This window comes from Klebsiella sp. CN_Kp073 (assembly GCF_040065495.2).
Classification (GTDB): domain Bacteria; phylum Pseudomonadota; class Gammaproteobacteria; order Enterobacterales; family Enterobacteriaceae; genus Klebsiella; species Klebsiella aerogenes.
Genome location: NZ_CM198051.1, coordinates 3,442,527 through 3,467,633, shown reverse-complemented (window position 1 = coordinate 3,467,633; position 25,107 = coordinate 3,442,527). Strand labels below are relative to the sequence as shown.

18 protein-coding genes and 1 pseudogene are annotated in these 25,107 nt (G+C 55.5%); 16 read left to right on the top strand and 3 right to left on the bottom strand.

Annotated features, from left to right (window positions below):
- Positions 1-215: 215 nt before the first annotated feature.
- Both ycaO and ABLV66_RS16855 read right to left on the bottom strand, forming a co-directional pair.
- On the bottom strand, positions 216-1,976 hold the full coding sequence (gene ycaO, locus ABLV66_RS16860; protein WP_047045589.1) for a 30S ribosomal protein S12 methylthiotransferase accessory factor YcaO: 1,761 nt from the start codon (positions 1,974-1,976) through the stop codon (positions 216-218).
- A 137-nt stretch (positions 1,977-2,113) separates the two neighbouring features.
- Positions 2,114-2,341, bottom strand: coding sequence for a hypothetical protein (locus ABLV66_RS16855; RefSeq protein WP_045395746.1), 228 nt, complete (start codon positions 2,339-2,341; stop codon positions 2,114-2,116).
- 448 nt (positions 2,342-2,789) lie between these two features.
- Between ABLV66_RS16855 and serC the strand changes: the two genes are divergently transcribed.
- From serC to ABLV66_RS16795, 12 genes are all read left to right on the top strand, one after another.
- Positions 2,790-3,878, top strand: a complete 1,089-nt coding sequence (gene serC / locus ABLV66_RS16850) for a 3-phosphoserine/phosphohydroxythreonine transaminase (RefSeq protein WP_045395743.1) — start codon at positions 2,790-2,792, stop codon at positions 3,876-3,878.
- A 74-nt stretch (positions 3,879-3,952) separates the two neighbouring features.
- A complete protein-coding gene (gene aroA, locus ABLV66_RS16845) occupies positions 3,953-5,236 on the top strand; it encodes a 3-phosphoshikimate 1-carboxyvinyltransferase (protein ID WP_047045592.1) in 1,284 nt (427 codons plus the stop codon).
- Positions 5,237-5,430: 194 nt separating this feature from the next.
- Positions 5,431-6,114: a (d)CMP kinase gene (cmk, locus tag ABLV66_RS16840; RefSeq protein ID WP_348876215.1), complete on the top strand. Its 684-nt coding sequence runs from the start codon at positions 5,431-5,433 to the stop codon at positions 6,112-6,114.
- A 137-nt stretch (positions 6,115-6,251) separates the two neighbouring features.
- The gene (gene rpsA / locus ABLV66_RS16835) at positions 6,252-7,925 is read left to right on the top strand and encodes a 30S ribosomal protein S1 (protein WP_015367470.1); all 1,674 of its coding nucleotides are present in this window, start codon (positions 6,252-6,254) and stop codon (positions 7,923-7,925) included.
- A 150-nt stretch (positions 7,926-8,075) separates the two neighbouring features.
- Positions 8,076-8,363, top strand: a complete 288-nt coding sequence (gene ihfB / locus ABLV66_RS16830) for an integration host factor subunit beta (protein ID WP_004100704.1) — start codon at positions 8,076-8,078, stop codon at positions 8,361-8,363.
- Between the two features lie 205 nt (positions 8,364-8,568).
- The gene (locus ABLV66_RS16825; protein WP_348876214.1) at positions 8,569-10,833 is read left to right on the top strand and encodes a ComEC family protein; all 2,265 of its coding nucleotides are present in this window, start codon (positions 8,569-8,571) and stop codon (positions 10,831-10,833) included.
- A 36-nt stretch (positions 10,834-10,869) separates the two neighbouring features.
- Positions 10,870-12,618 (top strand): lipid A ABC transporter ATP-binding protein/permease MsbA, encoded by a 1,749-nt coding sequence (gene msbA / locus ABLV66_RS16820; protein ID WP_032707692.1) that lies wholly within the window; start codon positions 10,870-10,872, stop codon positions 12,616-12,618.
- Positions 12,615-13,595, top strand: coding sequence for a tetraacyldisaccharide 4'-kinase (gene lpxK, locus ABLV66_RS16815; protein ID WP_348876213.1), 981 nt, complete (start codon positions 12,615-12,617; stop codon positions 13,593-13,595). The genes msbA and lpxK overlap by 4 nt, the downstream gene beginning before the upstream one ends.
- 54 nt (positions 13,596-13,649) lie before the next feature.
- Positions 13,650-14,879 carry a winged helix-turn-helix domain-containing protein gene (locus tag ABLV66_RS16810; RefSeq protein ID WP_289577008.1) on the top strand — a complete coding sequence of 410 codons (1,230 nt, stop codon included), beginning with the start codon at positions 13,650-13,652 and terminating at the stop codon, positions 14,877-14,879.
- A 62-nt stretch (positions 14,880-14,941) separates the two neighbouring features.
- Entirely contained in the window at positions 14,942-15,124 is a 183-nt protein-coding gene (gene ycaR / locus ABLV66_RS16805) for a protein YcaR (protein WP_042892909.1), read from the top strand.
- The gene (gene kdsB / locus ABLV66_RS16800) at positions 15,121-15,867 is read left to right on the top strand and encodes a 3-deoxy-manno-octulosonate cytidylyltransferase (RefSeq protein WP_045395726.1); all 747 of its coding nucleotides are present in this window, start codon (positions 15,121-15,123) and stop codon (positions 15,865-15,867) included. The genes ycaR and kdsB overlap by 4 nt, the downstream gene beginning before the upstream one ends.
- A 130-nt stretch (positions 15,868-15,997) precedes the next feature.
- Positions 15,998-16,891 (top strand): YcbJ family phosphotransferase, encoded by an 894-nt coding sequence (locus ABLV66_RS16795; RefSeq protein WP_213797541.1) that lies wholly within the window; start codon positions 15,998-16,000, stop codon positions 16,889-16,891.
- On the opposite strand, the gene elyC is transcribed toward ABLV66_RS16795, so the two are convergent.
- On the bottom strand, positions 16,868-17,647 hold the full coding sequence (gene elyC, locus ABLV66_RS16790) for an envelope biogenesis factor ElyC (RefSeq protein ID WP_047077864.1): 780 nt from the start codon (positions 17,645-17,647) through the stop codon (positions 16,868-16,870). The genes ABLV66_RS16795 and elyC overlap by 24 nt on opposite strands.
- 121 nt (positions 17,648-17,768) lie before the next feature.
- Between elyC and cmoM the strand changes: the two are divergent.
- From cmoM to mukB, 4 genes and pseudogenes are all read left to right on the top strand, one after another.
- A pseudogene (gene cmoM, locus ABLV66_RS16785) lies at positions 17,769-18,573 on the top strand (tRNA uridine 5-oxyacetic acid(34) methyltransferase CmoM).
- Positions 18,570-19,892 (top strand): chromosome partition protein MukF, encoded by a 1,323-nt coding sequence (gene mukF / locus ABLV66_RS16780; protein ID WP_015367460.1) that lies wholly within the window; start codon positions 18,570-18,572, stop codon positions 19,890-19,892. The pseudogene cmoM and the gene mukF overlap by 4 nt, the downstream one beginning before the upstream one ends.
- The gene (mukE, locus tag ABLV66_RS16775; protein ID WP_015367459.1) at positions 19,873-20,577 is read left to right on the top strand and encodes a chromosome partition protein MukE; all 705 of its coding nucleotides are present in this window, start codon (positions 19,873-19,875) and stop codon (positions 20,575-20,577) included. The genes mukF and mukE overlap by 20 nt, the downstream gene beginning before the upstream one ends.
- Positions 20,577-25,025, top strand: coding sequence for a chromosome partition protein MukB (gene mukB / locus ABLV66_RS16770; RefSeq protein ID WP_348876212.1), 4,449 nt, complete (start codon positions 20,577-20,579; stop codon positions 25,023-25,025). The genes mukE and mukB overlap by 1 nt, the downstream gene beginning before the upstream one ends.
- Positions 25,026-25,107 lie beyond the last annotated feature (82 nt).

Below are 25,107 nucleotides of genomic sequence, written 5' to 3'. Positions count from 1 at the left end.
ATTTGCAAATAATGTTGAAAATTTCCATGAGTGACCATTGTTTACGGTTAATTAAAATGGAGTATTTTTATTAAAATTAACAATCTAAATATCATCAATGTTTGGATTTTACTTATAGTTAACTTTGCACCTACAAAATGGCGTGGTTTTGGAGCAAATCATAAAAAAACGGAGCCGCTGGCGGCCCCGTAACGTTATGGTTTACCCCTAATGGGTTATTTGGCCCAGAAGGCCGCTTTTGCCCGCTGCAGCTTTTCGTAGGCCTTCAGTAAAGACTGATGTGCCGGGAAAGCGCGCAGATCGTTATCGACCGCCTGAAGGCCATAGAATGGCGCCTCTCCGCTCAGGGCGGCGCTAGCGGCTTCCACAGCATCCGCGCCATACATACGGATGAAGGCATTCAGGTACTGCAGCGGCTGGCGCTCTTCTTCCTGGCTAAGCAACAGCAGCGTTTGCAGGCAGCGATAATAGTTGGCGCGCTCAGGGCTGAAGATGGAGGCATTGAATTCCATGGTCCACTCTGTCCAAATCAACGCCTGTTCAAGGTCGCCGCCGGCCAAGGCCAGCATCGCTTTCAGCTCGCCGATACGCAGGGTATACCAGCCATTGTCTTTGCCGGTTGCCAGGCCTAATAGTTCGCGGACGCGCGTGAAATCATCAAGTCCTTCATCGTCCATTTGCTCGATGAGCGCCAGATAATCTTCTTTTTCCCACTCGCTACCCGGCAGGGAGAGAATAGTGTCGCGCAGGTGTGCGCCCATGCTGTTATTAGCGAGCCACAGGTCTTCCGCCGGATAAATATCGGACATCCCCGGAACGATGATCCGGCAGGCGTAGACGCTCAGATGTTCGTAGTCGGCGATATAGACTTCTTTATCTTCAGCTTTGAAGATAGCCATCAGGGTGGCGAACTCTTCTTCAGTGCTGCCGGAGAAATTCCAGTCAACGAACGGATAGTCGGCATCCTGTTTAAACATATCCCAGGAGATCAGGCCGCTGGAATCAATGAAGTGAGTTTCCAGGTTGGCGTGCTCGGCAACTTCTTCGTCATCAAAGGTCGGAGGGGTAAAGACGTCGAGATCTTTCAGACTGCGGCCTTGTAGCAGTTCGGTAACAGTACGCTCCAGCGCCACGCCGAAATCCGGATGGGCGCCGAAAGAGGCGAAGCAGGTGCCGTTAGCCGGGTTAAACAGGACTACGCAGATAACCGGATATTTACCACCAAGAGAGCCATCGTAGGCGAAGATCGGGAAACCTTCGGCTTCCAGTTTGGCGATAGATTCAACGACGCCCGGATAGCGCGCCATCACTTCAGCCGGGATCTCCGGCAGGCTGATGCTCTCTGCGATGATACGGTTTTTGATATGACGCTCAAAGACTTCAGACAAGCCCTGCACGCGCGCTTCATTCGGGGTATTACCCGCTGACATGCCGTTGGAAACGTACAAGTTGCCGACAATGTTCATCGGAATATAGACGGTTTCGCCGTCTGATTGACGGGTAAACGGCAGGCCGCAGACGCCGCGCTCGTCGTTGCCGGATTGCAGATCCACGAGCATGCTGGCGGTCAGTTGATCGTCCGGATCGTAAAAGGCGCGCAGGCGGGCATCCAGCAGGCCTTCCGGTACTTCATCATCTTCCGTCAGCGGGAACCACTTTTCGTTCGGATAATGAACGAAGGGACCGTTGGCGATGGTATCGCCTAACCAGAAGTCCGCGAAGAAGTAGTTGGTAGACAGACGTTCGAAATATTCGCCCAGCGCGGAAGCCAGCGCCGCCTTTTTAGTTGCGCCTTTACCATTGGTAAAACACAGCGCGCACTCTTTATCGCGAATGTGAACGGACCACACGTGTGGTACCGGATTCAGCCACGAGGCCTCTTCGATATCAAATCCGAGGTCGAGCAGTTTCTGCTGGAAGCGAGCGATGGAATCTTCCAGGGCGGCATCTTTGCCGGGGATAAATGTCTGGGTCATAGCAATTCGTTTATTGTTGGCAGGATGCGCAATGATACGGGTTTTACCGGTAAGTGGCTATGTCGTTAGCCGCGGCAATGCATAAAAAGAGAAGAGCGGTAAATGGCATGCGGAGAAACTCCACATGCCGTAGCAAGTTACAGAATCGGCGTACAAATGCTAACGATCATTGCCGCGCCGGCGAGACTGGTACCGACGATGCCTGCCGCCATTACCGCGAAGCCTGCGCCCAGCGTAAAGGGCCCGGTTATCGCTCCGATGACAATCGTCGGAATGCTGACCAGTAAACCAACTGCCGCAGGAATGGACAACAGGCCAAAGCCGCCGCTCACATCAGACATTTCGTTATAGGTTAATTCACGCATAAATATTCCTTTAAAAGTGATTAATACCAGTCTTCATCGGCTGGTTCGAAAATTTTAATGATCTGGAAATACGACGGTAAATGACGGTGCTCTCGCGGAAACATAATTCATGAAGAATTAAGATAATATTCAAGTATTAAATGAGTTGACGGGGGGAGCTACGGCGAGATCGTTTCCTGTGAACGTAGATGATAATTATTTATGCCGTCAGTCCAAATCCGGAATGGACGGCGGAAGAGAGAGGAAAAAGCGATCTGCTCGCAGCGATTATGTCGGTTTAATGACGTCAAGCTGGTTGATTCTTTTGTGTGACGGTGGCCTCGTTTGTGGGCCGCTTAGTTTTACTCGTTGCGGTGTGTGTCACTGAATGATAAAACCGATAGCCACAGGAATAACTTATGCCCGCGACGGTTCGCGTGCAGACAATATAGCAACGTGGTGAGGGGAAATGGCTCAGGTCTATAACTTTAGTTCGGGCCCGGCAATGCTGCCGGCAGAAGTTCTCAAACTGGCGCAACAGGAACTGTGCGACTGGCACGGTCTGGGGACGTCGGTAATGGAAATCAGCCACCGTGGTAAGGAGTTTATCCAGGTGGCTGAAACGGCAGAACAGGATTTCCGCGATCTGCTTAATATCCCTTCCAACTATAAAGTGTTGTTCTGTCATGGCGGCGGTCGCGGACAGTTTGCCGGGATCCCGTTAAATCTGCTGGGTGATAAAACGACAGCAGATTATGTGGACGCCGGTTACTGGGCGGCAAGTGCGGTGAAAGAAGCGCAAAAATACTGCACGCCGAACGTTATCGATGCGAAAACTACCGTTGACGGCCTGCGAGCCGTTAAACCGATGAGCGAATGGCAGTTGACGCCGGGCGCGGCCTATTTGCACTTCTGCCCAAATGAAACCATCGATGGTATCGCTATTCACGAAACGCCGAATTTTGACAAAGATGTCGTCGTCACCGCGGATTACTCCTCCAGTATTCTGTCCCATGAAATCGACGTCAGCCGTTATGGCGTGATTTACGCTGGCGCGCAGAAGAATATCGGCCCGGCAGGGTTGACGCTGGTTATCGTGCGTGAAGACCTGCTGGGTAAAGCCAGCGTCGCCTGCCCATCAATTCTTGATTACACCGTGCTGAACGCCAATGACTCAATGTTTAACACGCCTCCGACCTTCGCCTGGTATCTGGCGGGGCTGGTATTCAAATGGCTGAAAGAGCAGGGTGGCGTGGCCGCGATGGATAAAATCAACCGCCAAAAAGCGGACCTGCTGTATGGCGTGATTGATAACAGTGATTTTTATCGTAACGATGTTGCCGCTGCCAACCGCTCGCGGATGAACGTGCCGTTCCAGCTGGCGGATAGCGCGCTGGACAAACTGTTCCTTGAAGAGTCTTTTGCGGCCGGTTTGCATGCGCTGAAAGGCCACCGCGTGGTGGGCGGTATGCGTGCTTCTATCTACAATGCGATGCCGCTGGCCGGCGTCAAGGCGCTCACCGACTTCATGCAGGACTTCGAACGTCGTCGCGGCTAATTGCTGAGCGCTTATTTTCATCCCCGCGGCCGGTCTGCGGGGTTTTTATTCTGTTTTTTTGAGAGTCGAGTTTCATGGAATCCCTGACGTTACAACCCATTGCGCGCGTTGATGGCACCGTAAACCTACCCGGGTCAAAAAGTGTCTCTAACCGCGCTTTGCTGCTGGCGGCATTAGCCCACGGCACCACCGTGCTGACCAACTTGCTGGACAGCGATGATGTTCGCCATATGCTCAATGCGCTTAACGCCCTGGGAGTTCACTACACCTTGTCTGCCGATCGCACTCGTTGTGAAGTCACCGGCAACGGTGGTCCGCTTCAGGCCAGCGGCGCGCTGGAGTTGTTTCTCGGTAATGCTGGTACGGCGATGCGCCCGCTGGCAGCGGCGTTGTGCCTCGGCCACAACGATATTGTGCTGACCGGCGAACCGCGAATGAAAGAGCGACCGATAGGGCACCTGGTCGATGCGTTACGCCAGGGGGGCGCGCAAATTGAGTATCTGGAGCAGGAAAACTATCCGCCCCTGCGCCTGCGCGGTGGTTTCAACGGCGGCCAGGTGGAAGTTGATGGCAGCGTCTCCAGCCAGTTCCTTACCGCTTTACTGATGACTGCGCCGCTGGCGCCGCAGGACACGACGATCGCGATTAAAGGCGAGCTGGTATCTAAACCTTATATCGACATCACGCTGCACCTGATGAAAACCTTCGGCGTTAACGTTGAAAACCACAACTATCAGCGCTTTGTCGTGCGCGGTGGGCAACAATATCAGTCGCCGGGCGATTATCTGGTGGAAGGCGATGCCTCCTCAGCTTCTTACTTCCTCGCTGCCGGCGCTATTAAGGGCGGTACGGTGAAAGTGACCGGTATTGGCCGCAATAGCGTACAGGGCGATATTCGATTCGCCGACGTGCTGGAAAAAATGGGCGCGACGGTTGTCTGGGGCGACGATTTTATCGCCTGTACACGCGGCGAGTTGAATGCCGTTGATATGGATATGAACCATATTCCGGATGCGGCCATGACCATCGCTACCGCGGCGTTGTTTGCGAAAGGTACCACGGTGCTGCGTAATATTTACAACTGGCGGGTGAAAGAGACCGATCGTCTGTTTGCGATGGCAACTGAACTGCGTAAAGTCGGCGCCGAAGTGGAAGAGGGTGAAGACTATATTCGCATCACGCCGCCTGAGACGCTGAAATTTGCTGAAATCGGTACCTACAACGATCACCGCATGGCGATGTGCTTCTCGCTGGTGGCGCTGTCGGCAACGCCAGTCACTATCCTTGACCCGAAATGTACGGCGAAAACGTTCCCGGACTATTTCGAGCAGTTAGCGCGAATTAGTACCCTGGCGTAAATTCTGTCTCGTCCGATAAGGTAAAGCTTTGTCATCTTCCGGGCTGGTATTCCGCCAGCCCGCTATAATTGCGCAATTCTTCTACATTTAATTTCTACTATTCCGTAATTTGCACACAATGCTCACTTTCTGGCGCATTGATGCGTATAATGCGCGGCGTTTATATTCATGCGCCTTGCTAAAGGAGAATAAAGATGACGGCAAATGTTCCGGTAATCACCATTGATGGACCTGGCGGTGCGGGTAAGGGTACGTTGTGCAAGGCAATGGCGGAAGCGCTTGGCTGGCATCTGTTGGATTCCGGCGCTATCTATCGCGTTTTGGCGCTGGCGGCCTTACATCATCATGTTGACGTCGAGTCAGAAGAGGCGCTGGTTCCGCTGGCCGCTCATCTCGATGTACGTTTTATTTCTGCTGACGGCAACCTGGAAGTGGTGCTGGAAGGTGAGGATGTGAGTGCGGAGATCCGCACCCAGGAAGTGGCCAATACCGCCTCGAAAGTCGCTGCCTTCCCGCGCGTTCGCGAAGCGCTGCTGCGCCGTCAACGCGCCTTTCGCGAGCAACCCGGCCTGATTGCCGACGGCCGCGATATGGGCACCGTCGTTTTCCCTGATGCGCCGGTTAAAATTTTCCTCGATGCGTCGGCGGGAGAACGCGCGCAGCGCCGCCTGCTACAGTTGCAGGAAAAGGGTTTTAGTGTTAACTTTGAACGTCTTTTGTCCGAGATAAAAGAGCGTGACGATCGCGATCGTAATCGTGCCGTGGCGCCGCTTGTCCCGGCCGCTGATGCATTAGTTCTCGATTCAACTGAACTAAGCATTGAGCAAGTAATTGAAAAAGCGCTACAATATGCGCGCGAAAAACTGGCTATCGCTTAACCGTTAAGCGGCAAAGCGTTGCGAGCCTCCGAATTATAGCAGTACCCCCGCAGCAACGGAGTGTTAGCGGGTATGTTAAACAACCCCATCCGGCACGGAGCCAGGTGGACGTTAAATATGAAACCTGAAGATTAAACATGACTGAATCTTTTGCTCAACTATTTGAAGAATCCTTAAAAGAAATCGAAACCCGCCCGGGTTCCATCGTTCGTGGTGTTGTTGTTGCTATCGACAAAGATATCGTACTGGTTGACGCTGGTCTGAAATCTGAGTCCGCCATCCCGGCTGAGCAGTTCAAAAACGCCCAGGGCGAGCTGGAAATCCAGGTTGGTGACGAAGTTGACGTTGCTCTGGATGCAGTAGAAGACGGCTTCGGTGAAACCCTGCTGTCCCGTGAGAAAGCTAAACGTCACGAAGCTTGGATCACGCTGGAAAAAGCTTACGAAGACGCTGAAACTGTAGTCGGTGTTATCAACGGCAAAGTTAAAGGTGGCTTCACTGTTGAGCTGAATGGTATTCGTGCGTTCCTGCCGGGCTCCCTGGTAGACGTTCGTCCGGTGCGCGACACGCTGCACCTGGAAGGCAAAGAGCTTGAATTCAAAGTCATCAAGCTGGACCAGAAACGTAACAACGTCGTTGTTTCTCGTCGTGCCGTTATCGAATCCGAAAACAGCGCAGAGCGCGATCAGCTGCTGGAAAACCTGCAGGAAGGCATGGAAGTCAAAGGTATCGTTAAGAACCTCACTGACTACGGTGCATTCGTTGATCTGGGCGGCGTTGACGGCCTGCTGCACATCACCGATATGGCCTGGAAACGCGTTAAGCATCCGAGCGAAATCGTAAACGTTGGCGACGAAATCACTGTTAAAGTGCTGAAGTTCGACCGCGAGCGTACCCGTGTATCTCTGGGCCTGAAACAGCTGGGCGAAGATCCGTGGGTAGCTATCGCTAAGCGTTATCCGGAAGGTACCAAACTGACCGGTCGCGTGACCAACCTGACCGACTACGGCTGCTTCGTTGAAATCGAAGAAGGCGTTGAAGGCCTGGTTCACGTTTCCGAAATGGATTGGACCAACAAAAACATCCACCCGTCCAAAGTTGTTAACGTTGGCGATGTAGTGGAAGTTATGGTTCTGGATATCGACGAAGAACGTCGTCGTATCTCCCTGGGTCTGAAGCAGTGCAAATCTAACCCATGGCAGCAGTTCGCGGAAACCCACAACAAGGGCGACCGTGTTGAAGGTAAAATCAAGTCTATCACTGACTTCGGTATCTTCATCGGCCTGGACGGCGGCATCGACGGCCTGGTTCACCTGTCTGACATCTCCTGGAACGTTGCAGGCGAAGAAGCAGTTCGTGAATACAAAAAAGGCGACGAAATCGCTGCAGTTGTACTGCAGGTTGACGCAGAACGTGAGCGTATCTCCCTGGGCGTTAAACAGCTGGCGGAAGATCCGTTCAACAACTACGTTGCTCTGAACAAGAAAGGCGCTATCGTAACCGGTAAAGTAACTGCAGTTGACGCTAAAGGCGCAACCGTAGAACTGGCTGACGGCGTTGAAGGTTACCTGCGTGCTTCTGAAGCATCCCGTGACCGCGTTGAAGATGCAACTCTGGTTCTGAGCGTTGGCGACGAAGTTGAAGCTAAATTCACCGGCGTTGATCGTAAAAACCGCGCAATCAGCCTGTCTGTTCGTGCGAAAGACGAAGCTGACGAGAAAGATGCAATCGCAACTGTTAACAAACAGGAAGATGCAAACTTCTCTAACAACGCAATGGCTGAAGCTTTCAAAGCAGCTAAAGGCGAGTAATCTTAGTTATTCAGGCCACAACGGTCTGAATAATGACGAGTTTACTTGACAGATTGCAGGATTCGTCCTGTAATCAAGCACAAAGGGCGGCTACGGCCGCCCTTGTTTAAGCTGTAAGCTAACTTTGCCTTGAAGGAAACCGGAGGAAAAATGACCAAGTCAGAATTGATAGAAAGACTTGCCAGCCAGCAATCTCATATCCCGGCGAAAGCGGTGGAAGATGCTGTTAAAGAAATGCTGGAACATATGGCCTCAACGCTTGCTCAAGGTGAGCGCATTGAAATCCGCGGTTTCGGCAGCTTCTCTCTGCACTATCGAGCACCTCGCACCGGGCGTAACCCGAAGACTGGCGATAAAGTGGAACTGGAAGGTAAATACGTTCCGCACTTTAAGCCTGGGAAAGAACTACGCGACCGCGCCAATATTTACGAAGAGTAAGTTTTTCCGCATCAGGCAAAGACTTACTTAATAAAAAAGCACCTGAGGGTGCTTTTTTTATGCCTGTTTTCCGTGTCCGCTCGCAAAACTTTTGTTAACTGATAGCAAGAGACAATATTTCCCGGACAGCGCGACGCAATGCCATTCTTTTCAACATGATCGCGGCGGCGAATTGTCTGACACTCCCCGATAACAGGGAGGTGTTATGCGATTACCACATCTGGCAGGCTGCGCCATAATCGGAATTTCGCCGCTGCTTTGGCTACCGGCACTACCGAATATGCTAAGCGTTTGGTGTCTTATTGGCGTTGCGATAATCATGGCAACGCTGCGCAAACCTTACACAACGTATGCCGCATTGACGTTGCTATTTCTCGTGTGGGGAATATTACATGCCCGGCAGGCGCTGTGGCCCACTGAGCATATTCCCGGTCGCAACCGGCAGGCCGTTATTGAGCTGGTAGGCGGTGATGGCCTGACGAGCTGGCAAGGTAAGATAATCCGTCTTGATGGGCGGCGTTTATATCCCGCGGTTGGGATCACCCTCCACGGCGGCGAACTGCCTGAAGCAGGCTGCGTTGGGCAGCGCTGGCTGATGACCATCCGCGCTCGTCCGGTGCATGGGCAGTTAAATGAGGGCGGCTTCGATAGCCAGCGCTACGCCCTTGCTCAACATCGTCCGCTTAGCGGACGTTTTCTGAATGCCTCATCGCTTGATTCACGTTGTAGTTCCCGGGCTCGCTATCTGGACTCGTTGAACCGCGCACTTGCTAATTATCCGTGGAGAACGGTGATGCTGGGGCTGGGAATGGGGGAGCGCCTTGCGGTTGCGGATGAGATAAAAAGGTTAATGCAGGAGACGGGGACGTCTCATTTAATGGCTATCTCCGGCCTGCATATTGCGCTGGGGGCGTCGCTTGGCTGGTTGCTGGTTCGCGGAATACAGTTCTTTCTCCCGTGCCGCTGGATAGGCTGGCGGATACCGCTGCTTGTCGGGTTAGGTTGCGCGCTGTTTTACGCCTGGCTTACCGGCATGCAACCCCCGGCGCTACGTACCTGTGCGGCCTTAACCGCAGGATGTCTGTTGCGGCTACAGGCCAGGCGCTGGTCGCCCTGGCAAATATTTTGCTGTTGTATTGCGGCAATACTGCTGGCCGATCCACTGGCGATAATTTCAGAAAGCCTGTGGTTATCGGTCTTTGCGGTTGCTGCGTTGATTTTCTGGTATCAGCTTGCGCCGCTTCGCCCTTACCGCTGTCATTCACCGTGGCGGCACCTGCTGGCGCTGAGCCACCTGCAGTGTGGCCTGATACTATTATTGGCACCGCTGCAGATAGCCCTGTTCCATGGTATTAGTCTGACATCACTGATAGCGAACCTGATTGCCGTTCCGCTGGTGACATTTCTAATAGTCCCGCTGATTTTAGCGGCCATGCTACTGCATCTCAGCGGTCCGGCATTGCTTGAAATGGCGTTATGGCAACTCGCCGATCGGTTGCTGGCAATCTTATTCTGGTTCTTACGCCATTTGCCTGCGGGATGGGTATCGCTTGACGAACGCTGGCTGGCGGTCAGTTTACTGCCGTGGCTGGCGCTTCTGGTATGGCGTTTTCAGGCCTGGCGTCAGATGCCGTTACTCTGTATTAGCGGCGTGGCGCTACTCAGTTGGCCTTTCTGGCGCGCCGCCTCACCGGGCGAGTGGCGGGTGACGATGCTGGATGTCGGACAAGGGCTGGCGGTGGTCATCGAGCGTCAGGGCGCGGCAATTTTGTACGATACCGGCCCGGCCTGGCCGGGAGGCGATAGCGGCGAGCGGCTTATCGTACCCTGGCTACGCTGGCGCGGTCTTCATCCGGAAGGCATAATATTGAGCCACGAACATCTTGATCATCGCGGTGGCCTGAATGCGATTATTCAGGCGTGGCCCAATCTCGTTATTCGTAGTCCGCTTAAAGCGCGCGGGCATCTACCCTGTCGCAGAGGGGAAACCTGGCGCTGGCGAGGGCTCCGATTTCAGGCGCTTTGGCCATTGCCTGCGGGTGAGCATAAAGGGAACAATGGTTCCTGTGTGGTTAGGGTCGATGACGGCAAGCGTAGCGTTTTACTTACCGGCGATATCGAAATCCCGGCCGAACAGCAGATGATAAGCCATTACTGGCAGCATCTTATGTCTACACTTATTCAGGTTCCGCACCACGGCAGCAACACTTCATCCGGCGTGACATTGTTGCAGCGGGTAGGGGGAGAGGCGGCTATCGCCTCGGCAGCGCGATACAATGCATGGAAGATGCCTTCCCAAAAAGTCGCGCAGCGCTATCGTGAGCAGGGATATCGGTGGTTTGATACGCCGCACTCGGGGCAAATAACGATTATTTTTTCTCCAGAAGGTTGGCAAATCCATAGCTTACGAGATCAACTTTTACCGCGTTGGTATCATCAGTGGTTTGGCGGGGACGCGCAGAACGGGTAGAATATGCGGCTATTTCAACATAAGCTGGTTTATTGAATGCAGAACGATAAAGATCTCTCCACGTGGCAGACCTTCCGCCGACTTTGGCCGATGATAGCGCCGTTTAAAGCCGGGCTAATCGTAGCGGCCGTGGCGTTGGTGCTTAACGCGGCAAGTGATACCTTCATGTTATCGCTTCTTAAACCGTTATTGGATGATGGTTTTGGTAAAACGGATCGCTCAGTGCTGTTATGGATGCCGCTGGTGGTGATCGGTTTGATGGTGCTGCGTGGCATCAGTAGCTATATCTCGAGCTACTGTATCTCCTGGGTTTCCGGCAAAGTGGTGATGACCATGCGTCGCCGCCTGTTCGGTCATATGATGGGCATGCCTGTCGCTTTCTTCGACAAACAGTCCACCGGGACATTGCTGTCGCGTATCACCTACGACTCCGAACAGGTCGCTTCATCTTCCTCCAGCGCGTTGATAACCGTAGTGCGTGAAGGGGCCTCAATTATCGGCCTGTTCGCCATGATGTTCTATTACAGCTGGCAATTGTCGCTAATTCTTATCGTGCTTGCGCCTATCGTCTCTGTGGCGATTCGGGTGGTTTCGAAGCGTTTTCGTAATATCAGTAAGAATATGCAGAACACCATGGGGCAGGTGACCACCAGCGCGGAACAGATGCTCAAAGGGCATAAAGAAGTGCTGATGTTCGGCGGTCAGGCGGTTGAAACCAAGCGTTTTGACAAAGTCAGTAATAAGATGCGCCTGCAGGGCATGAAAATGGTCTCCGCGTCCTCCATCTCCGACCCGGTCATTCAACTCATTGCCTCTCTGGCGCTGGCCTTTGTGCTCTACGCGGCGAGCTTCCCAAGCGTCATGGAAACGCTGACCGCCGGTACCATTACCGTGGTCTTTTCTTCGATGATCGCGCTGATGCGCCCGCTGAAATCCCTGACTAACGTCAACGCGCAGTTCCAGCGCGGTATGGCTGCATGTCAGACGCTTTTCTCCATTCTGGATTCCGAGCAGGAGAAAGATGAAGGCACTCGCGTGATTGAGCGCGCCAAAGGTAACCTGGAGTTCCACAACGTCACCTTTAGCTATCCTGGCCGCGAAGTTGCCGCGCTGCGTAACATCAATCTGAGCATCCCGGAAGGGAAAACCGTTGCGCTGGTAGGGCGTTCAGGCTCAGGTAAATCCACCATCGCCAGCCTGATTACCCGGTTCTACGACGTTGACGAGGGGCAGATTCTGCTGGATGGCCACGATTTACGCGAGTACAAACTGAGCTCCCTGCGCGATCAGGTGGCGCTGGTTTCGCAGAACGTGCATCTGTTCAATGATACCGTCGCCAATAACATCGCCTATGCGCGTACCGAAGAGTACACCCGCGAGCAAATTGAAGAAGCGGCGCGTATGGCCTATGCGATGGACTTTATCAACAAGATGGATAATGGACTGGACACGATTATCGGCGAGAATGGCGTGATGCTCTCCGGTGGTCAACGTCAGCGTATCGCTATTGCGCGTGCGCTGCTGCGCAATAGCCCTATTCTGATCCTCGATGAAGCCACCTCGGCGCTGGATACCGAGTCGGAACGTGCAATTCAAGCGGCGCTGGATGAACTGCAGAAAAACCGCACCTCGCTGGTTATCGCCCACCGTCTGTCGACTATCGAACAGGCTGACGAAATCGTGGTGGTAGAAGATGGTCGCATCGTTGAACGCGGCAGCCATCTGGATCTGCTGGAACATAAAGGCGTTTACGCGCAGTTACACAAGATGCAATTCGGTCAATGATAGCGCGCATCTGGTCCGGCGAATCGCCGCTATGGCGGCTATTGCTGCCGCTTTCCTGGCTGTATGGCCTGGTGAGCGCTTGCATCCGCCTCAGCTATAAACTGGGGTGGAAAAAAGCCTGGCGCGCGCCGGTGCCGGTGGTCGTGGTCGGTAATCTGACCGCCGGCGGCAACGGTAAAACGCCGGTGGTGGTTTGGCTGGTGGAACAACTGCAGCAGCGGGGCATACGCGTCGGCGTGGTATCTCGCGGCTACGGCGGCAAAGCCGACCGCTATCCGCTGCTGCTGGATAATGCCACCAGTACAGCGCAGGCGGGCGATGAACCGGTGTTAATTCATCAGCGTACCGGCGCGCCGGTGGCGGTTGCGCCACTGCGTAGCGAGGCGGTAAAAGCCTTATTAGCCGCTCACGATTTACAAATTATCGTCACCGATGATGGTCTTCAGCATTATAAGCTGGCGCGGGATACAGAAATCGTTGTGATTGACGGCGTACGCCGCTTTGGCAATGGTTGGTGGTTGCCGGCCGGGCCGATGCGCGAGCGAGCATCCCGTTTGCAAAGCGTCGATGCCGTTATCGTCAACGGCGGCGTCGCACGTCCGGGGGAAATCCCGATGCAGTTGCGTCCCGGCATGGCGGTGAACCTGCTTACCGGCGAGCGTCGCGACGTTGCGACCCTCGACAACGTAGTGGCGATGGCCGGCATTGGCCATCCGCCGCGCTTTTTCGCGACGCTTGAAAGCTGCGGCGTGCATCCGGTGAAAACCGTGGCGCTGGCGGATCATCAGGCACTTAGTCAAAGCGCGGTCGCTGTACTGGCAAGCTCGGAGCAGACGCTGCTAATGACCGAAAAAGACGCGGTTAAATGCCGTGAATTTGCCGCCGCTAACTGGTGGTATCTACCGGTTGACGCCATAATGACCGATGAACGCGCACAGCGGTTGCTCGCGGACTTAGTGACGCTGGCGCAACGTTAACCTGCGTGCTGGTTTTGCTCGCCGCTGTGCTTGAATCCCCTACGGAGAACCTGCATGTCGGTATTGCAATTGTCGCTAAAAGAGGCTCGCCATCTTCATCTCGCGGCGCAAGGGCTACTGAAAAAGCCCCGGCGTCGCGCTCGCCAGACTGACATCCTTTCCACTATTCAGCAGATGTCGCTGCTGCAAATCGATACGATCAACGTGGTCGCCCGTAGCCCTTATCTGGTGCTGTTTAGTCGTCTTGGCAGTTATCCTCAGCACTGGTTGGATGATTCTCTGCGTAGCGGCGAGCTGATGGAATACTGGGCGCATGAGGCCTGTTTTTTGCCGCGTAGCGATTTCGCCCTCGTGCGCCACCGGATGTTGAATCCTGACAAGATGGGTTGGAAATACCATAAAGAGTGGATGCACGAACACGCCGCTAGCATAGAAGAGTTGCTGGCGCATATCGCGCAAAATGGCCCGGTTCGATCGGCGGATTTTTCCCATCCGCGTAAAGGTGCCAGCGGCTGGTGGGAATGGAAACCGCATAAACGTCATCTTGAAGGGTTGTTCACCGCCGGCAAACTGATGGTCGTTGAGCGGCGTAACTTTCATCGCGTCTATGATTTAACCCATCGGGCGATGCCGCACTGGGATGACGAGCGCGACGCGCTCTCCCGCCAGGAGGCCGAGTCTATTATGCTGCGTAACAGCGCGCGCAGCCTGGGCGTTTTTCGTCCACCGTGGCTGGCCGATTATTATCGTCTACGCCAGCCTGCATTACCGGCGCTGCTGAAGGGCTGGCAGGATGAGGGGCTGGTGGTGCCGGTTATGGTTGAAGAACTGGGGGAAATGTGGCTGCATCGCGATCTGCAAGCGTCGCTGGAATCGGCATCCGGCGGTAAGTTAACCGCCAGCCACAGCGCCGTGCTCTCGCCGTTTGACCCGGTGGTGTGGGACCGTAAACGGGCCGAGCAGTTATTCAACTTCAGCTATCGACTGGAATGTTATACCCCTGCGCCGAAACGGCAATACGGCTACTTTGTGCTACCGTTGCTGCATCAGGGAAAACTGGTTGGCAGGATGGACAGCAAGTTGCACCGAAAGGACGGCATGCTTGAGATCTTTTCGCTGTGGCTGGAAGAGGGCGTGAAAGTGACCGCCGGGCTGGAAAGCGGACTCCAGCGGGCAATTAACGATTTTGCGCGCTGGCAAGGTGCAGAAGAGGTTGTGCTGCGCCAGCTACCTGCGACGCTATTTGCTAACCAGCGGCAAGGTTGGGGCGTTGAAGCCGCGTGATACGCCGGCTACCATCCTGTGATATGCTGCTGATAAATCTATTCGGTCCATCAGGAGGAATCATGGATCACCGTTTACTTGAAATTATCGCCTGCCCGGTTTGTAACGGTAAGCTGTATTACAGTCAGGATAAGCAAGAGCTTATCTGCAAAGCCGACAGTCTGGCCTTCCCGCTGCGCGAAGGGATCCCGGTACTACTTGAAAACGAAGCGCGCTCACTCGCGGTAGAAGAGAGCCAGCCATGAGTTTCGTCGTCATTATTCCTGCCCGATTTGCCTCCACGCGCCTGCCGGGGAAACCTCTGCAGGATATCAACGGTAAACCGATGATCGTCCACGTGCTGGAACGCGCCCGTGAATCCGGCGCGGATCGCATTATTGTCGCCACCGATCATGAAGATGTCGCGCGTGCGGTTGAAGCCGCGGGCGGCGAGGTTTGCATGACCCGCGCTGACCATCAATCCGGCACCGAGCGTCTGGCGGAAGTCGTTGAAAAATGCGCTTTCAGCGATGACACCATCATCGTCAATATTCAGGGTGATGAACCGATGATCCCGTCGGCGATCGTGCGCCAGGTGGCGGAAAACCTCGCGGCCAGCACCAGCGGGATGGCAACGCTGGCGGTGCCTATCCACGATGCCGAAGAAGCGTTTAACCCGAATGCGGTCAAAGTGGTCATGGATGCCGACGGCTACGCGCTCTATTTCTCACGAGCGACGATTCCGTGGGATCGCGATCGCTTTGCAAAATCGCGTGAGCAAATTGGCGATTCCCTGCTGCGCCATATTGGTATTTACGGCTACCGCGCTGGTTTTATTCGCCGCTACGTCAGCTGGGCGCCAAGCCCGCTCGAACAAATTGAGATGCTCGAACAGCTGCGCGTATTGTGGTATGGCGAAAAAATTCACGTTGCGGTGGCGGAAGTGGTTCCTGGCACTGGCGTGGATACCCCGGAAGATCTGGAACGCGTCCGCGCCGAACTGCGTTAATTCTTGCCGTCCCCTTCGCCTGGAGGGGACATATTTCTGCCGCTAATTAGCCCATTTTTGATCTTATCCGCTGACAAGTCGCCCCCAGACGCTCATTATGAAAACAGTAGTCTTCATGAGGGTATCTATGATGGAACAGTTGCGAGCCGAACTGAGCCACCTGCTTGGCGAGAAGCTAAGCCGCGTGGAATGCGTTAGCGAGAAACCCTCGTCAGCGCTGTGGTCGCTGTATGATGCGCAGGGAAACCCGATGCCGCTGTTGGCGAAAAGCTTCACTACGCCGGGCGTGGCGCGCCAGCTGGCGTGGAAAATCTCAATGCTTGCCCGTAGCGGCACCGTTCGTATGCCGGTGGTGTATGGCGTCATGACACATGAAGAGCATCCAGGGCCTGACGTATTGCTGATTGAACGGTTACGCGGCGTTTCAGTAGAAGCGCCGGCGCGCACGCCCGAGCGGTGGGAGCAACTGCAGGATCAGATTGTCGAAGGATTACTGGCATGGCACCGCCACGACAGCGGCGGCTGTGTGGGAATGGTCGATAGCACTCAGGAAAACGTCTGGCCGCACTGGTATCGCCAGCGGGTAGAAATGCTGTGGAGCACGCTTAACCTCTATCATGACACCGGGCTGACAATGCAGGATAAGCGCATTTTATTCCGCAGTCGTGAAAGCCTGCCGCAATTGTTTAGTGATTTCAACGACAACTGCGTGCTGGTCCATGGCTGCTTTACGCTACGTAGCATGCTCAAAGACGCGCGCACCGATCAGCTGTTGGCGATGGTCGGGCCGGGGATGATGCTGTGGGCGCCGCGCGAGTATGAATTGTTCCGCCTCGCCGACGGCGGGTTAGGGGAGCAGCTGTTATGGCGTTATTTGCAGCGGGCGCCGGTCGCGGAGTCTTTCGTCTGGCGGCGCTGGTTATATCAGTTATGGGATGAAGTCGAAAACCTGGTGAATACCGGGCGCTTCGATCGCGCCCGTTTCTCATTTGCCGCGAAATCAATCCTGCCCTGGATCGCCTGACGCTCCCTTCAGCCACTGCCAGCCCCGCCCCAGAGTCTCGTAAATCGCGCGTTCGCTGTGCATCAGCCAATACGGTGACGGCAGCGCGCGCTCCCAGGGGTTAAGCGCCGACTCTACCGCCAGCTGGTTGGCTGGCGCCGGTAACGGATTTAGCCCTGCATGGCGGAAAAATATCATCGCTCGCGGCAGGTGCGAGGCGGAGGTCACCAGCAGGAATGGCGCGCCGCCGATGGTTTTTTTCACTTCAGCCGCTTCTTGTTCGGTATCTTTTGGTCGGTCAAGGACGATAATGGCGCTGCGCGGTACGCCGAGGCTCTCGGCGACGCGCGCCCCCGCCTCGGCGGTGCTGACCGGATTGGTTTTGGCCGCCGCGCCGGTAAAAATCATTTTCGCGCCAGGGTTTTCTCGCCACAGGCGGATCCCTTCTGCCAGCCGCGGCAGACTGTTGTTGATCAGGTTGGAGCTCGGTGCCCACTGCGGGTTCCAGGTATAGCCGCCGCCCAGCACCACGACATACTCAACGGATTTGCCGCCGCGCCAGGTCGGGTAGCTTTTTTCTATCGGTTTTAATAACCCATCAGCCACCGGCTGCAGGCTTAATAGCGCCAGCAACAGCCAGCTTAAAGTGACCACCGTCTTGCCGGTTTTTTGAAAACGGCTGCGCCACAGCAGGGCGATGCCGACCGCCATCAGCAATAACAGCAGAGGAAGCGGCAACAGCATACCGCCAAAAACCTTTTTCAGCGTAAAAAGCATCCCGGATGGTTCCTTTTTTAACCATATAAGCAAAGTTCTGCGTGGATCTTATAACAGATCGCTTCATTATCGCCGTGGGTATGACAAAATAGCGGTTTTGTGTTGGCTTGTGGAGTCGTCCGTGCAGGATCGCAATTTTGATGACATCGCTGAAAAGTTTTCGCGCAATATTTATGGCACCACCAAGGGCCAACTGCGTCAGGCGATCCTTTGGCAGGATCTGGAACCGCTGCTTAAGCAGATGGGGCCAGGACCGTTGCGGGTGCTTGATGCCGGCGGCGGCGAAGGGCAAACGGCGATCCGCGTCGCGGAATTAGGCCATCACGTCACGCTATGCGATCTTTCCGCCGAAATGGTGGCTCGCGCTCAGCAGGCGGCCCGCGATAAAGGTGTGATCGACAACATGTATTTTGTACAATGCGCGGCGCAGGATATTGCTCAGCATTTGGAAAGCCCCGTCGATCTGATACTGTTTCATGCGGTGCTTGAGTGGGTCGCGGAACCGCAGGAAATGTTGCGCACGCTGTGGTCGGTGTTGCGCCCGGGCGGCGCGCTGTCGTTAATGTTCTACAATGCTAACGGCCTGCTGATGCACAATATGGTCGCCGGAAACTTCGACTACGTACAAATCGGCATGCCGAAAAAGAAAAAACGCACGCTGTCGCCGGATTATCCGCGCGATCCGCAGCAGGTTTACGGCTGGCTGGAAGATCTCGGTTGGCAGATAACCGGTAAAACCGGCGTGCGGGTGTTTCATGATTATCTGCGTGAGAAACGTAAACAGCATGACAGTTTTGCGGTGCTGCTGGAGCTGGAAACGCGCTACTGTCGCCAGGAGCCGTATATCAGCCTGGGCCGCTATATTCATGTCACCGCGCTTAAGAAAGATCCAGGCGCACAGCCGCAGATGCAAGGATAAACTATGAGTGAATTTTCCCAGACAGTCCCCGAACTGGTTGCCTGGGCCAGGAAAAATGATTTTTCCATCTCGCTGCCGGTCGACAGACTCTCTTTTCTGCTGGCTGTCGCCACGCTGAACGGCGAGCGGCTGGAAGGGGAAATGACCGAGGGAGAACTGGTGGACGCGTTCCGCCACGTTAGTGATGCGTTTGAGCAGACCAGCGAAACCATCAGCCAGCGCGCCAATAACGCCATCAACGATATGGTGCGCCAGCGTCTGCTGAACCGCTTTACCAGCGAAATAACGGAAGGGAATGCTATCTATCGCCTGACGCCGTTAGGTATCGGCATTACCGATTACTACATTCGCCAGCGTGAATTTTCCACCCTGCGTTTGTCGATGCAGCTGTCGATTGTGGCCGGCGAACTGAAGCGGGCTGCAGATTCCGCGGATGAGGGTGGCGATGAATTCCACTGGCATCGCAACGTTTTTGCGCCGCTGAAATATTCGGTGGCGGAAATCTTCGATAGTATCGATCTGACTCAACGCATCATGGATGAGCAGCAGCAGCAGGTGAAAGACGATATCGCCCAACTGCTGAACAAAGACTGGCGCGCGGCGATTTCTAGCTGCGAACTGCTGCTGTCCGAAACCTCCGGCACCCTGCGCGAATTGCAGGATACCCTGGATGCGGCGGGCGATAAGCTGCAGGCCAACCTGTTGCGTATCCAGGACGCTACCATCGCGCGCGACGATCTGCATTTTGTCGACCGTCTGGTGTTCGACCTGCAAAGCAAGCTCGACCGTATCGTCAGCTGGGGCCAACAGGCTATCGACCTGTGGATCGGTTACGATCGTCACGTACATAAATTTATCCGTACCGCCATCGATATGGATAAAAACCGCGTTTTCGCCCAGCGTTTGCGTCAGTCGGTGCAGACCTACTTCGATGCTCCGTGGGCGCTGACCTACGCCAGCGCCGATCGCTTGCTGGATATGCGCGATGAAGAGATGGCGTTGCGCGATGAAGAAGTCACCGGCGAGCTGCCGGCAGACCTCGAATTCGAAGAGTTCAACGAAATTCGCGAGCAGCTGGCCGCGCTGATTGAAGCGCAGCTGGCGGTCTACAAAGAGAAAGGGATGCCGCTGGATCTCGGCCTGGTGGCGCGAGAGTTCCTGGCGCAATATCCGCGTGCGCGCCATTTTGACGTCGCGCGAATCGTCGTTGACCAGGCGGTACAGCTGGGCGTCGCCCAGGCAGATTTCACCGGACTGCCGGCAAAATGGCAGCCGATTAATGATTACGGAGCCAAGGTACAGGCGCATGTCATTGACAAATATTGAACAAGTGATGCCAGCTAAGCTGGCGCAGGCGTTGGCCAATCCGTTATTTCCGGCGCTGGATAGCGCCCTGCGCGCAGGTCGTCACATTGGCCTCGATGAGCTGGATAATCACGCATTTTTGATGGATTTTCAGGATTACCTGGAAGAGTTTTATGCGCGCTACAACGTTGAGCTGATCCGCGCGCCGGAGGGGTTCTTCTACCTGCGCCCGCGCTCTACGACGTTGATCCCGCGCTCGGTATTATCAGAGCTGGATATGATGGTCGGCAAAATTCTTTGCTACCTCTACCTCAGCCCCGAACGTCTGGCTAATGAAGGCATCTTCACCCAGCAGGAGCTCTACGATGAGCTCCTGACGCTGGCGGACGAAAGCAAATTGCTGAAGCTGGTGAACAACCGTTCCACCGGCTCCGACCTCGACCGCCAGAAGCTGCAGGAGAAAATGCGCGCGTCTCTCAACCGCCTGCGTCGCCTCGGCATGGTGTGGTTTATGGGTCACGACAGCAGTAAATTCCGCATCACCGAATCGGTGTTCCGCTTTGGCGCTGATGTGCGCGTCGGCGACGATCCGCGCGAAGCGCAGCTGCGCATGATCCGCGATGGCGAAGCAATGGCGCTGGAGAATCACCTGCAGCTCAATGACGAGAATGAAGAGAATCAGCCGGATAGCGGGGAGGAAGAATAATGATTGAACGCGGTAAGTTTCGCTCGCTGACGCTGGTTAACTGGAACGGTTTTTTTGCCCGGACCTTCGATCTTGATGAGCTGGTAACGACGCTCTCCGGGGGTAACGGCGCCGGTAAATCGACAACCATGGCGGCTTTCGTCACGGCGCTGATCCCCGATTTAACCCTGCTGCACTTCCGTAACACCACCGAAGCGGGCGCCACCAGCGGTTCGCGTGATAAAGGCCTGCACGGTAAACTGCGTGCCGGCGTCTGTTACTCGGTGCTCGACGTGATCAACTCGCGCCACCAGCGCGTGGTTGTCGGCGTACGTCTGCAGCAGGTTGCCGGGCGCGATCGTAAAGTCGATATTAAGCCATTTGCCATCCAGGGATTGCCAACCTCGATCCAGCCGACCCAACTGTTGACCGAAACGCTCAACGAGCGCCAGGCGCGCGTCGTGAGCCTCAACGAGCTGAAAGACAAGCTCGACGCGATGGAAGGGGTGCAGTTCAAACAGTTCAACTCGATCACCGAATATCACTCGCTGATGTTTGATTTGGGCGTGGTGGCCCGTCGTCTGCGCTCTGCATCCGATCGTAGCAAATACTACCGCCTGATTGAGGCCTCGCTGTACGGCGGGATCTCCAGCACCATTACCCGCTCCCTGCGCGATTACCTGCTGCCGGAAAACAGCGGCGTGCGTAAGGCGTTCCAGGATATGGAAGCGGCGCTGCGTGAAAACCGTATGACCCTGGAAGCGATTCGCGTAACTCAGTCCGATCGCGATCTGTTTAAGCACCTTATCAGTGAAGCCACCAACTACGTGGCGGCGGACTACATGCGCCACGCCAACGAGCGGCGAATCCATCTGGATAAAGCGCTGGAGTACCGTCGCGAGCTCTTTACCTCGCGTTCGCAGCTGGCGGCAGAGCAGTACAAACATGTCGATATGGCGCGCGAGCTGCAGGAACACAACGGCGCAGAAGGCGATCTGGAAGCTGATTATCAGGCCGCCAGCGATCACCTGAACCTGGTACAAACCGCGCTGCGTCAGCAGGAAAAAATCGAGCGCTACGAAGCGGATCTCGACGAACTGCAGATTCGTCTGGAAGAGCAAAATGAAGTGGTGGCGGAAGCCGCCGACCAGCAGGAAGAGAACGAAGCTCGCGCCGAGGCCGCCGAACTGGAAGTGGATGAGCTGAAAAGCCAGCTCGCCGATTACCAGCAGGCGCTCGACGTGCAGCAGACTCGCGCCATTCAGTACAATCAGGCCCTACAGGCGCTGGAGCGCGCGCGCGCGCTGTGCCACCTGCCGGATTTAACCGCCGATAGCGCCGATGAATGGCTGGAAACTTTCCAGGCGAAAGAGCTGGAAGCGACGGAAAAAATGCTGTCGCTGGAACAAAAAATGAGCGTGGCGCAAACCGCGCACAGCCAGTTTGAACAAGCGTATCAGCTGGTTGCGGCGATCAACGGCCCGCTGGCGCGTAATGAAGCCTGGGATGTGGCGCGTGAATTACTACGCGATGGCGTCAACCAGCGTCATCTGGCGGAGCAGGCTCATGGGTTGCGTAGCCGTCTCAACGAGCTGGAGCAGCGCCTGCGTGAACAACAGGACGCCGAGCGCCAGCTGGCCGAGTTCTGTAAGCGCCAGGGCAAACGCTACGATATCGACGATTTGGAAACGCTGCATCAGGAGCTGGAAGCGCGCATCGCGTCATTGGCCGATAGCGTTTCTAACGCTCAGGAACAGCGCATGGCTCTGCGTCAGGAGCTGGAACAGCTGCAGTCGCGTACCCAGACGTTGATGCGCCGGGCGCCGATTTGGCTGGCGGCGCAAAACAGCCTCAACCAGCTGTGCGAGCAGAGCGGCGAGCAGTTTGAATCAAGCCAGGACGTCACCGAGTACCTGCAGCAGCTGCTGGAGCGCGAGCGCGAAGCCATTGTTGAGCGCGATGAAGTCGGCGCCCGCAAGCGCGCCATCGACGAAGAAATCGAGCGTCTCAGCCAGCCGGGCGGTTCTGAAGACCCGCGTCTGAACGCGCTGGCGGAGCGCTTTGGCGGCGTGCTGTTGTCGGAAATCTACGACGACGTTAGCCTCGAAGATGCCCCGTACTTCTCCGCGCTGTATGGCCCATCGCGCCATGCGATCGTGGTTCCGGATCTGTCGCAAGTGGCGGAGCAGCTCGAAGGGCTGGAAGATTGCCCGGAAGACCTGTATCTGATCGAAGGCGATCCGCAGTCCTTCGATGACAGCGTTTTCAGCGTCGATGAGCTGGAAAAAGCGGTGGTCGTGAAAATTGCCGACCGCCAGTGGCGCTATTCGCGTTTTCCGACGCTGCCGCTGTTTGGCCGCGCCGCGCGTGAAAACCGCATCGAAACGCTGCACGCCGAGCGTGAAAGCCTCTCCGAGCGTTTTGCTACGCTGTCGTTTGACGTGCAGAAAACGCAGCGCCTGCATCAGGCCTTTAGCCGCTTCATCGGTAGCCATTTGGCGGTTGCCTTTGATGACGACCCGGAAGAAGAGATCCGCAAACTCAATAGCCGCCGCGGCGAACTCGAGCGCGCGCTGAATGCGCATGAAAGCGATAACCAGCAGAACCGCGTCCAGTACGAGCAGGCGAAAGAGGGCGTGTCGGCGCTTAACCGCCTGCTGCCGCGCCTGAATCTGCTGGCCGATGAGACGCTGGCCGATCGCGTAGATGAAATCCAGGAGCGTCTGGATGAAGCGCAGGAAGCGGCGCGCTTTATCCAGCAGCATGGCAATCAGCTGGCGAAACTGGAACCCATCGTCTCGGTACTGCAGAGCGACCCGGAACAGTTCGAACAGCTGAAAGAAGACTACGCCTATTCGCAGCAAATCCAGCGCGATGCGCGCCAGCAGGCTTTCGCGCTGGCGGAAGTCGTGCAGCGCCGCGCTCACTTCAGCTACTCTGACTCGGCGGAGATGCTCAGCGGCAACAGCGATCTTAACGAAAAGCTGCGCCAGCGCCTGCAACAAGCAGAATCCGAGCGTAGCCGCGCTCGCGAAGCGATGCGTAGCCACGTTGCGCAGTTGAACCAGTACAACCAGGTGCTGGCGTCGCTGAAAAGTTCGTATGACACCAAGAAAGAGCTGCTCAACGATCTGTATAAAGAGCTGCAGGATATCGGCGTGCGTGCCGATGCCGGCGTGGAAGAGCGCGCGCGCGCGCGTCGTGATGAGCTGCATATGCAGCTGAGCAACAACCGCTCCCGCCGTAATCAGCTGGAGAAAGCGTTGACCTTCTGCGAAGCGGAGATGGACAACCTGACCCGCAAGCTGCGCAAGCTGGAGCGCGATTACTGCGAAATGCGCGAGCAGGTGGTGAGCGCTAAAGCGGGCTGGTGCGCGGTGATGCGTCTGGTGAAAGACAACGGCGTGGAACGTCGTCTGCACCGCCGCGAGCTGGCCTATCTCTCCGCCGACGAACTGCGTTCGATGTCGGATAAGGCGCTGGGTGCGCTGCGTCTGGCGGTCGCTGATAACGAGCACCTGCGCGACGTCCTGCGTATTTCGGAAGATCCGAAACGTCCGGAGCGCAAAATTCAGTTCTTCGTTGCCGTTTATCAGCATCTGCGCGAGCGTATCCGCCAGGATATTATTCGCACCGATGATCCGGTAGAAGCGATCGAGCAGATGGAAATCGAACTCAGCCGTCTGACCGAAGAGCTGACCAACCGCGAACAGAAGCTGGCGATCAGCTCACGCAGCGTGGCGAATATCATTCGCAAGACCATTCAGCGTGAGCAGAACCGTATTCGCATGCTCAACCAGGGGCTGCAGAGCGTATCGTTTGGTCAGGTCAACAGCGTGCGTCTGAACGTCAACGTGCGTGAAACCCACTCGACGCTGCTTGATGTCCTCTCCGAACAGCATGAGCAGCATCAGGATCTGTTTAACAGTAATCGCCTGACCTTCTCGGAAGCGCTAGCGAAACTTTATCAGCGCCTGAATCCGCAGATTGATATGGGGCAACGTACGCCGCAAACCATCGGCGAGGAGCTGCTCGACTACCGCAACTATCTGGAGATGGAAGTGGAAGTTAACCGTGGTTCCGACGGCTGGCTGCGCGCGGAGTCCGGCGCGCTGTCAACCGGTGAAGCGATCGGTACCGGGATGTCGATTCTGGTGATGGTGGTGCAGAGCTGGGAAGATGAATCCCGTCGTCTGCGCGGTAAGGATATCTCGCCTTGCCGTCTGCTGTTCCTCGATGAAGCAGCGCGTCTTGATGCTCGCTCTATCGCCACGCTGTTCGAACTGTGCGAACGTCTGGAGATGCAGTTGATTATCGCGGCGCCTGAAAATATCAGCCCGGAAAAAGGCACAACTTATAAACTGGTGCGTAAAGTGTTTAATAATCACGAACACGTACACGTTGTCGGCCTGCGCGGTTTTGCCGCGCCGGTGCCGGAAGCGCTGCCTGGAACCGCTGACGCCTCCTGAAAGGGTGCCGATTAATAGGAAAAAGGGTGACAATTTGTCGCCCTTTTTGTTTTTCTGTACAGTACGCTAACAAGGTATAGTC